This is a genomic window from Ectobacillus sp., assembly GCF_056992975.1.
On record NZ_JBXKMX010000228.1, the window covers coordinates 1 to 10335 of the forward strand.

Consider the following 10335-nt stretch of genomic DNA (forward strand, 5'->3'; position numbering starts at 1 on the left):
GCTACCTCTCCAATTCTACTTGATCCTTCATCCGTTTCTAATAAGTGCTTAAGTGTATCATAGCCTGTCTCCGCTTTATAATCGACAACTTTACCATTTTCAAATGTTAAAGAGAAATTATTGATTACATTCCCTGCATAATTTAACGGTTTCGTACTACTTACTACACCATTGACGCCATCCTTGTGAGGCATGGTGAAAACCTCTTCTGTAGGCATATTCGGATTGAAAATCGTACCACTTTGACTTACAGAACCACCACCAAGCCAAATATGGTCATGTGCAAGCTCAACCGTTAAATTTGTTCCTGGCGCTTCGTATACAAGCTGTTTGTATTGTTTCTCGGTTAAATATGCTGCCCTTTTCTTCAGTGTTTCATTATGTTCCTTCCATGCCGCAATTGGATTCTCTTGATCGATACGATTAATTTGGAAAATGGCTTCCCATAGCTTTTCTTCTGCTTCTTCTACAGAAACATCTGGAAATATTTTTGCAGCGGATGCTTTTGTTGGTACCGTTACAATAGACCAGCATGCTTTATCAGCCATAAGTGCACCGCGGTACTTCTGAAGTGCTGTATTTGCAGTTTTACTAGCTGCTGCAATACGTGAGGCTGGTATTCCGCTCAGTAGATCAGGATTAGGCGTATATATATTAAGAATGCAAGCACCATTTTCTACAAGTTCCTCCAGCCCTCTTGCCTTCCACATTGGATATTCTGTAAATGCTTCATCAGGTGCATTCTCATATTTAATACGTGTTAGCTCATCGTCATTCCACTCAATGTATACATGCTTCGCTCCTGCTTTATACGCTTGTTTCGCAACTAAACGAGCAAACGGCGCCGCCTCTAAAAGAGAATTGACAAGTACCGTCTGTCCAGGCTGTACATTCACGCCAACGCGAACAGCAAGCTCTGCATATTTTTCTATTTTCTCTTGAAAGTTTGACATATCTCTACCTCCATTTGTATGTACTGGCATCATAAGGAACAAATTAACAATCCTTTTCAATAGTATAGCAAACGACAGCTAAGAAGACGAATTTCATTTATTCTCTTCTTACATAGAAAAAAGGGGCGTCTCTTCAATGGAGACCGCCCCTTCTTTATTTCTTCCTACTTCTTTATAGCATCTGCTAGTTGCTTCGTTGCTTCGTACGGGGAATCCGCCAAGCTAATTGCAGAAATGACAGACACACCATCGGCACCCGCTGCCATTACTTCTCCTGCATTTCCTGCATGAATGCCACCGATTCCAACGATAGGAATGTTAAATCCATTCTTTCGCATCATTTCCAAACCTTCAGTTCCGCATGCCGGCTCCGCATCATCCTTGCTGTTTGTAGGAAAAATAGGTCCCACCCCAAAGTAATCGGCTCCGCTTGCAACGGCGCGGTGGGCCTCCTCTACGCTGTGTACAGAAACACCTAGTATCTTATCTCCTATTCTTTTTCGAACATTGTCTGCTTCTTCATCTGTTTGTCCAATATGAACACCATCCGCATCAATTGCAAGAGCCAAATCCACATCATCATTTACGATAAAAGGAACATCATTTGCTTTGCATAATGCTTGTACCTCTTTAGCAAGCCGAACTTTTTCCTCACCTATTGCAGCTCCGTTACCTTTTTCTCGAAACTGAAACATAGTAATACCGCCTTGGATCGCTTGCTCAACCACTTGTATCAGATTGGATTTACAGTTCGTACTTCCAGCAATAAAGTAGACTTGCATCATATTCCGGATTGTATTCTCATGTACTCGTGCCATTCTACTTACCTTCCTTATAGGCCCAATGATTCGTTGGACCGTGTCCGTGGCCAAGCCCAAGATTTTTTTCTATGGCAGCCTGAATGAAATCCTTTGCTACTTGGACGGCTTCCTCAACCGTTTTACCTTGTGCAAGACTTGCTGCAACTGCAGCTGCGAATGTACATCCCGTACCGTGTGTGTGCTTTGTCTCGATCTTCTTACTTGTAAAGTAGGTAAATGAAGTACCATCGAATAATAAATCAATCGCTTCATCTTCTGTATCATCATGTCCGCCCTTGATAACAACATACTTCACACCCAACTCAGAGAGCTTTCTTGCAGCTAGCTGACGCTCTTCCATCGTGGTAATTGCTATTCCTGTTATTGCCTCGGCTTCGGGAATATTTGGTGTGACTACCTTTGCAAGCGGCAACAATTCTTCCTTGAGTGCCTTCATCGCTTCTTGCTGCAGTAATGGGGCTCCCCCTTTTGCAATCATAACTGGATCAACAACGACCTGCTCCCAGCCAAACTTACGAATCTTCTCTGCAACAGTATGAATAATACTACTATCGAACAACATCCCTGTTTTGACAGCATCGACTCCAATATCACTTGCAACCGATTCAATCTGCTCAGCTACTGCAGATGGCAACATTGGATATACTCCTTGCACGCCGAGTGTATTTTGTGCTGTTACAGCTGTTATAGCAGACATTCCGAACACCTTTAGCTCCTGAAATGTCTTTAAGTCTGCTTGTATTCCAGCACCGCCGCCGCTATCAGACCCTGCAATGGTTAATGCTCTATATACCATTTGGCATCCTCCTTACTTAATGTTACCGTATTTTATCACGTCAGTTGGTTCAACAAGAGCCAACTGATTTAGAAATTCAATTTGAAAGCTTCCTGGAACTTCCCCTGATTTAGCTAGCGCCAACTCAGCTGCTACCTCATAGCTAGTAAGAGCTGCAATCGCAGCTGCTACATAATCCTGTTCCACTGCTGCAAATGCTCCAACAACAGCAGTAAGTAAGCAACCCGTTCCTGTTACTTTTGTTAAGATTGAGTGTCCATTTTCAATAGTATACGTTTCTGTACCATTCGACACAACATCTAGTTTACCAGTAATCGCAACTGTTGTATGCAATTGCTTCGCAGCCTTTTCTGCTAATTCTACAATATTTAAATCGCCTTCTCCGGCGTCAACGCCTTTAATTTCCCATTTCTCTCCAATTACATTTGCGATTTCGGCTGCATTTCCGCGTATGACAGCAAGGTCTAGTTCTTTCGCTAAAAGACGTGCTGTTTCTGTACGGTACGGGGTTGCTCCTGCACCAACAGGATCGAAAATAACAGGTGTATTCGCTTCATTTGCTGCCTTCCCAGCCATCAGCATAACTTCCACCATATTTGCGTTGATTGTTCCCATATTTAAAACGATACTACCCGCCATTCTTGCAATATCTGCAACCTCTTCTTTTGCATCTGCCATAAACGGAGATGCGCCGAGTGCAAGCAGACCATTCGCAGAAAAGTTTGCCACTACAATATTCGTAATATTGTGTACGAGTGGATTTACCTCACGTACTTTAGTTAGAATCCTTGCTATTTTTGCTACATCCATTCTTCTTCATCCCTTCTACACTTTTTTACCAACGTAAAAAAACACTCTGCGTATGCAAAGTGTTTTGAATAGGTTCAATTCACAATCCCTACGCTGGCATTATCCAACAGGTTCAAGCGGTCTACGACAGATTAGTCGTACTCTCAGCCTACTTCCATAGGCTCCCGAATCTATTTTCCTTCATTCCCGAATCACAGGGAACACGATAATAACTCATTTTCTAACTTTCTAGTAAATTTTACTCGCATGTTCAGAAAAATTCAAGAAAATATGATTCTGTGATTATAGAAGAAGGACGCCCTGCCAAGCAGGACGCCCTTCTAATTCTAGCAATATTAGAATTTTTCTTGATATTGTTCAAGTTCCCAAGTGTGTACAGAAGTTCTGTAGCTATCCCACTCAGCTTTTTTAGCTGCTACGTATTCGTTGTATACGTGTTCACCTAGTGTTGCTTTACCAATATCACCAGCTTCAAGTGCTGCAATCGCACCTTCTAAGCTTCCTGGTAAATTATCAATACCAAGTTCTTCACGTTTTTCATTGCTCATGTGGAAGATATCTGCATCAATTGCTGCTGGAGCTGTTAAACCTTTTTCAATTCCGTCTAGACCAGCAGCTGCAACTACTGCATATGCAAGATATGGATTTGCAGATGGATCTGGGCAACGAAGTTCAACACGAGTAGCTACGCCGCGTTTAGCAGGGATACGAATTAAGGCAGAACGGTTAGATGCTGACCATGCGATGTAGCAAGGTGCTTCATAACCAGGTACAAGACGTTTGTAAGAGTTTACTAGTGGATTTGTTACGGCTACAAAACTCTTTACATTTGTTAATACACCTGCGATAAATGCATATGCATCTTTTGATAATTGTGCTTCATCACTTGGATCAAAGAATGCATTTTCTCCGTCTTTAAAGAAAGACATGTTAACGTGCATTCCAGAACCATTAATACCAAATACCGGTTTTGGCATAAACGTAGCATGTAAGCCAAATTGGCTTGCAATTGTTTTAACAACCCATTTATATGTTGTTGCTTTATCAGCTGCACCTAGTACATCTGCATATTTGAAGCCAATTTCATGTTGGCCTATTGCCACTTCATGGTGAGAAGCTTCAATAGTGAAGCCCATAGCTTTTAGTGCACGGAAAATTTCTAAACGAACGCGTGCACCAAGGTCTTTAGGAGACGTTTCGAAATAATCACCGTTATCTTGTGTAATAGTAGTTGCTTTACCACTATCGTCTGTTTTAAATAAGAAGAATTCTAGTTCAGGTCCAACAGAAATTGTATATCCCTTTTCAGCAGCTTTGTCGACCGTACGTTGTAGTACGTTACGAGTGTCACCTTCGAATGAAGTACCATCTGGGTTTTTCGCACTACAGATAAAACGAGCTTCAGCATATCCTTCTTCTACAGACCAAGGAAGAACTGCAAATGTAGTTAAATCTGGTTCTAAATATAAATCTGAACGATTAATTGGAGAGAAACCTGCAATAGAAGAACCATCAAACATAATCTTACCTTCTACTACATCATCTAATTGTTCAACTGTTACGGTTACTTGTTTTAAAATTCCTTCCATATCTACAAATTGCAAATGAAGAAGCTCAACGCTCTTCGATTCAATGATTTCTTTAATTTCATCAACAATAGAACCTTCAGTAGTTCCAGTTACATATAGCTGTGTCATGATATGAAACCTCCCGTTTTCCCGTTATATTATCTAACATGATTTTATTATAGACTATCTATTTTATATTTTACAATACATTTATTTAAAATTTTTTCAGAATCTTCGGTATTTGTTGTCCATTATATCATAACTTACTTGAATCCGTTTTCAAAAACAGCAAAAAAACGAAAGAACATGGACTTTTCTTGTTCTTTCGTTTTGATTTATTGTATGAATTTAGTAGTTAATCCTTCCTTTTCTAATTGACCCATAATTTTTTTAATATGCTTTCGATCATTTGTTTCCAACGAAATTTGTAATTCAGCATACCCTGGTAGAACATGTTTCCCAATACGTTGATGCGTAACCTCTAAAACATTTCCTTCCATTTCCGCTATAACTTGTAATATTTTCTCCAATTCTCCAGGCTTGTCGCGAATCATTGTAGAGAATTGAACAAATCGACCTGCCTCTGCCATACCATACTCTATAATTCGCGATACAAAATTTATATCTACATTTCCCCCACTTAAAATCGCAACTACCTTTTTTTCTGTGAGTGATGTTTTGTGATAAAGCAAGGCTGCAAGCGAACTCGCCCCTGCCCCCTCTACAAGAAGCTTGTTCCGTTCCATTAATAGCAGCATGGAGCGAGCAATTTCCATTTCATCTACACATACAATATCATCTACATACTTTCTAATAAGTTCAAAGGTTATATCGCCTGGCCGTTTCACAGCAATACCATCTGCCATTGTTGGCGACATATTCACAGATACCACCTTATTTGCAAGTAACGATTGTTTCATACTCGGGCATGCCATTGTTTGTACCCCATATACTTGAATGCTAGGATTTAGTTCTTTAACCGCAAGAGCAACTCCCGCGATAAGACCACCACCTCCTACTGGACAGAAAACCGCATCTATATCTGGAATTTGTTGCATTAACTCTAGACCTAGCGTTCCCTGACCCGCAATTACTGCCTCATCATCAAACGGGTGAATAAAGACATATCCCGTTTGTTTTTGTAGTTCCTTTGCATATGAAAGTGCTTCATCTACCGAATCCCCATGAAGAATGACATCTGCTCCATACTGTCTTGTTGCTTGTATTTTACTTAATGAAGCTCCTTTTGGCATGACGATTGTACAAGGAACATGTAATATACTACTAGAATACGCAACCCCTTGGGCATGATTTCCTGCTGAAGCTGCAATAATGCCCGTTTGTAGCTTTTCTTTCGGTATCGACATTAATTTAGTAAAAGATCCTCGTACTTTAAATGATCCTGTTTTTTGTAAATTTTCAAGTTTTATGCACACATTATTGTTTGCAAGCTGACTGAATGTTTTGGAATAATCGACAGGGGTAGTATGTACAATCCCCTCCATTCCTGCACGTGCTCGTACTAAATCTGCTATTGAAAGCATAAAAAAACCTCCCCTTTCACTACTTCTAGTGTATTGCAAAGGGAGAGATACTTATTCAGATGACTTCAATTAATATCCTGCTTGTATCGTTACACGGTTTAGAAGGGGCTCCTCTTTCTCTAAACGGGAAAGTGTTTCTAAAAAGCAATCGACTGCTTCTTCCGGTGAAGTCACTGCTGAAATATGAGGTGTGATTGTAACACACGGATGCATCCAAAATGGGGATTGTTCTGGGAGCGGCTCATTTGTAAACACATCTAGAATAGCATGCCGTACATGACCCTTTTCAAGTGCCTCCAAAAGAGCGCTATCCTCCACTGTTTTCCCCCGACCTACATTGATAAATCCTGCCTGACGAAGCTTGCTAAAGAAGGAATAAGAAAAGTAGTGATAAGTATCTTGCGTAAGCGGAAGAGTCGTAATAATCCAATCTACACTTGGTAGTATTTGATCTAATTCACGTAAGGAAACGGTTTGTTGAAAATACGGAGCTTCCTTACCTGTTCGAGAAACTCCAATCACCTTTACTCCGAAAAAGGATAATGTTCTTGCGATTTCTTGTCCAATTACTCCTGTACCGAATATAATAACTGTTTGTGACGCAAGCAAGCCTGGCTCATGCACATCCCAGCGTTTTTGTTGCTGCGCACTCTCAAACGACATATGAGCTTGTAAATCACGCAACAAATAGCTTAAGCAGTATTCGCTAATTCGATTTCCAAAGGAGCATATAGTCCGAGTAAGTAGAACGTCTTCCTTCCATTGTTGGTTAAATAAGAAACTGTCTACACCTGCTCCTAATGCATGTACCCATTTTAAAGAGGAAAGATCAAATTGCGGCGTAGGACGAAATCCAACAAAGGCATCAGCCCATTCGAAATCCTCGGTTGTTATATCTTCTTCAGACACATATCGGAACTGTTTTTTTATCCCTTTTTCGCGGATAATCCGTTCCATATCCTCCAGTATTTTTCCTGATAATAAGATGTTTTCAATAATCATAGCTCTACACCCCCATATAAAAAAGCTTATGTATTGTAGCTTTTACTAGGATCCAGTAATACAAAAAAACAGATAGGTATGCATGAATGAAGATGTTTACAGCTAGCATCCGCTCATTCCAGTCTACAATATTACTCACCATTACGATTAGCATACATAGAGCTGCTATTCGAATGAGCTTTCTATTAAACTTGATTTATTCTTCATTCAATAGTAAATCCTTTATTATAAATATGATGGACTCATAGTCGAATCATACCTATATGACCAATTCTAGTCAATCTCATATCGTTTACATTTTTCATAGAAACTTGTTTTTCCAATGCGAAGAAGCTTTGCTGCCAATTGTTTATTTCCCTTCGCCTGCTGGAGGGCATGTCGCACTGCACATTTCTCTGCGTCCATTAACCTTTGTTTTAACGGCTTTACTTCAGTTTCTTGCTCTGGTGTTTCAGACAACTGACTAGGTTTATCGACCATATAAAGTGGTAAATGGGACAACCGAATAACATTTTCATCAAGAACATTGACGGCCCGTTCTAATACATTTTCTAATTCACGCACGTTCCCAGGCCAAGAATGTCCCTTTAATTTAGCAACTACTTCATCAGACAAAACAATAGCTTGCCGGTTAAACGTACGTTCCAGCTTTTGTAGCAAGGCTTTAGCTACTCGTTCAATATCCGTTCTCCGTTCACGCAAGGGAGGAATTTCAATTTTCATAACATGTAGTCGATAGTATAAATCCTGTCGAAATGTTCCATTTTCCACCATTTTCTCGAGATTTCGATGCGTAGCAGCGATAATTCGAACATCAATTGAAATGGGAGCTTGTCCGCCTATTTTTTCAATTTCTCTTTCTTGTAAAACGCGTAGGAGCTTACTTTGCATGGAAAGTGGCATGTCTCCAATTTCATCTAGAAAAATAGTACCTCTATGCGCTAACTCAAATTTTCCTTTTTTCCCACCTTTGCGTGCGCCTGTGAAAGCTCCGTCCACGTAACCGAATAGTTCAGATTCGAGAAGATTCTCCGGAATGGAGGCACAATTCACACGAACAAGCGGAAACGAACTTCGCGGACTAGTTCCATGTATAGCATGAGCAAATAATTCTTTTCCTGTACCCGATTCACCTACTAATAGAACAGCAGACTTACTACCAGCAACCCGCTGGGCGAGCCGTTTTGTCTCTCGAAATAATGAATGCTCTCCAATTAAATCATTGAAGCTATATTTACTTTGTAATTCTTTTTGCAAACGGTTTTTATAATACTTTAATTCTTCTAAAATAGGTTGTACTTTTTCAGAGTAGTTCATCCAATCTTCAGAGTTGCGAAACATAACCGTACCAACCGCACCAACGAGTTCTCCTTTCACAATTAAAGGATAGCGATTCGCAATCATTTCTTTTCCTTTAATAAAATGAATGGACGCCTCTTCAGATTTACCCGTTTTCATGACGATATGCATTCTCGTATTTTCAATTACATCTTGTACATCTCTGCCAAGTGCATCCTCAACCGTCGTTTGTAAATAATCACAATATGCGCTATTTATGTATCGAATCATTCCCTTTATATCAACAACAACAATCCATTCTGCTGCAACATTCAATACTTCTTCAAGCCATTCATAAGGAAACAGATTTTGGGTATGCACACTTCTCATTCCCTTCATACAATAAAGTGAAACTTCCATCAGTGGTCCCCCACTGATGGTTAGCCCGACCAATCGGGCTTTTACGGGCAGTTTGACCCCCACTTAGCCTTTTTTGATTTTCAACAGCCTTGAAGTGGGGGTCTTACTGACCGTTAATGCGGGATAAAGAACATTATTCCAATTTAATACATCATACTACAATAATAACAAAAAAAGTAAGAGGATGATACCTAAGGCATCATCCTCTTACTTCTTATTGTGCTACATAGCCCCCATCGATCACAACTGCTTGCCCCGTTATGCCTTTTCCTTTCTCACTGGCTAAAAACACGGCATAATCTGCTACTTCTTGGACGGAAAGAAGTCTTCTTTGAGGGACTAGCGGATAAATAACTTGTTCAAGAACTTCTTCTAGTGGTACATTTCTTGTTCTTGCTAAATCTGACAATTGATTTTGCACAAGAGGTGTATTAACATATCCTGGGCAAAGCGCATTCACGGTAATGCCGTGGGCTGCTCCTTCTAAAGCAGCTACCTTTGTCAGCCCTATGACACCGTGCTTTGCGCTATTATAGGCTGCCTTTCCTGCAAATCCGACTAATCCATTTATGGATGCCATATTAATGACACGGCCGTACCCCCTAGCTTTAAAAATCGGAAATGCTTGCTTAATGCCAATAAAGGAGGCGGTTAACATCACTTTAATAAGCAATTCAAATTTTTCTGTTGGAAATTCCTCGATTGGGGATACATACTGAAGACCAGCGTTATTTACAAGAATATCCAATCTTCCAAATTCAAGCAACGCTGTCTCGAAGCTTTCCTTTACCTTTTCTTCATTCGTTACATCACAGGCAATCGCAATCGCGTTTCCCCCTTCTTCGCGAATCCATTGTGCAGCATTCTCTGCCGCATCCTTATTTAGATCAACAATAACGATGTTTGCCCCTTCCTTGGAAAACGAACGAGCAATTTCTAATCCAATTCCACTTGCAGCTCCTGTAATCAGTGCCACTTGATTTTCTAATGTAGCCAAATCATAATCCCTCCTTATAATACCGAAACACCAATTTGTACATTAGGGCTAATAAAAAAGCTAGCTTCTGTTTTATTCATTACTTCCTCTACTGTTACCCCTTCAGATGTTTCTACTAAAACCATTCCTTCTTGTGTAAAATCAAA

At 40.2% G+C, this 10335-nt stretch carries 9 protein-coding genes and 1 riboswitch; all 9 genes read right to left on the minus strand.

The window, feature by feature from the left end:
* Nucleotides 1-953 (minus strand): aminopeptidase (locus tag AC11ZT_RS10510; RefSeq protein ID WP_484059542.1); only part of this gene is annotated, 953 nt, incomplete at its 3' end.
* A gap of 164 nt (nucleotides 954-1117) precedes the next feature.
* Nucleotides 1118-1771: a thiamine phosphate synthase gene (thiE, locus tag AC11ZT_RS10515; protein WP_484059543.1), complete on the minus strand. Its 654-nt coding sequence runs from the start codon at nucleotides 1769-1771 to the stop codon at nucleotides 1118-1120.
* Between the two features lies 1 nt (nucleotide 1772).
* Nucleotides 1773-2570: a bifunctional hydroxymethylpyrimidine kinase/phosphomethylpyrimidine kinase gene (thiD, locus tag AC11ZT_RS10520; RefSeq protein WP_484059544.1), complete on the minus strand. Its 798-nt coding sequence runs from the start codon at nucleotides 2568-2570 to the stop codon at nucleotides 1773-1775.
* Nucleotides 2571-2582: 12 nt separating this feature from the next.
* Nucleotides 2583-3380: a hydroxyethylthiazole kinase gene (gene thiM, locus AC11ZT_RS10525; RefSeq protein ID WP_484059545.1), complete on the minus strand. Its 798-nt coding sequence runs from the start codon at nucleotides 3378-3380 to the stop codon at nucleotides 2583-2585.
* Nucleotides 3381-3448: 68 nt separating this feature from the next.
* Nucleotides 3449-3558: riboswitch (TPP riboswitch) on the minus strand.
* Between the two features lie 157 nt (nucleotides 3559-3715).
* Nucleotides 3716-5077: a type I glutamate--ammonia ligase gene (gene glnA / locus AC11ZT_RS10530; RefSeq protein WP_484059546.1), complete on the minus strand. Its 1362-nt coding sequence runs from the start codon at nucleotides 5075-5077 to the stop codon at nucleotides 3716-3718.
* Between the two features lie 206 nt (nucleotides 5078-5283).
* Entirely contained in the window at nucleotides 5284-6492 is a 1209-nt protein-coding gene (gene ilvA / locus AC11ZT_RS10535; protein ID WP_484059547.1) for a threonine ammonia-lyase, read from the minus strand.
* A 69-nt stretch (nucleotides 6493-6561) separates the two neighbouring features.
* Nucleotides 6562-7494, minus strand: a complete 933-nt coding sequence (locus AC11ZT_RS10540) for a D-2-hydroxyacid dehydrogenase (protein ID WP_484059548.1) — start codon at nucleotides 7492-7494, stop codon at nucleotides 6562-6564.
* Between the two features lie 273 nt (nucleotides 7495-7767).
* The gene (locus AC11ZT_RS10545; RefSeq protein WP_484059549.1) at nucleotides 7768-9192 is read right to left on the minus strand and encodes a sigma-54 interaction domain-containing protein; all 1425 of its coding nucleotides are present in this window, start codon (nucleotides 9190-9192) and stop codon (nucleotides 7768-7770) included.
* A gap of 214 nt (nucleotides 9193-9406) precedes the next feature.
* Nucleotides 9407-10189 carry a 3-hydroxybutyrate dehydrogenase gene (locus AC11ZT_RS10550; protein WP_484059550.1) on the minus strand — a complete coding sequence of 261 codons (783 nt, stop codon included), beginning with the start codon at nucleotides 10187-10189 and terminating at the stop codon, nucleotides 9407-9409.
* Between the last annotated feature and the right edge of the window lie 146 nt (nucleotides 10190-10335).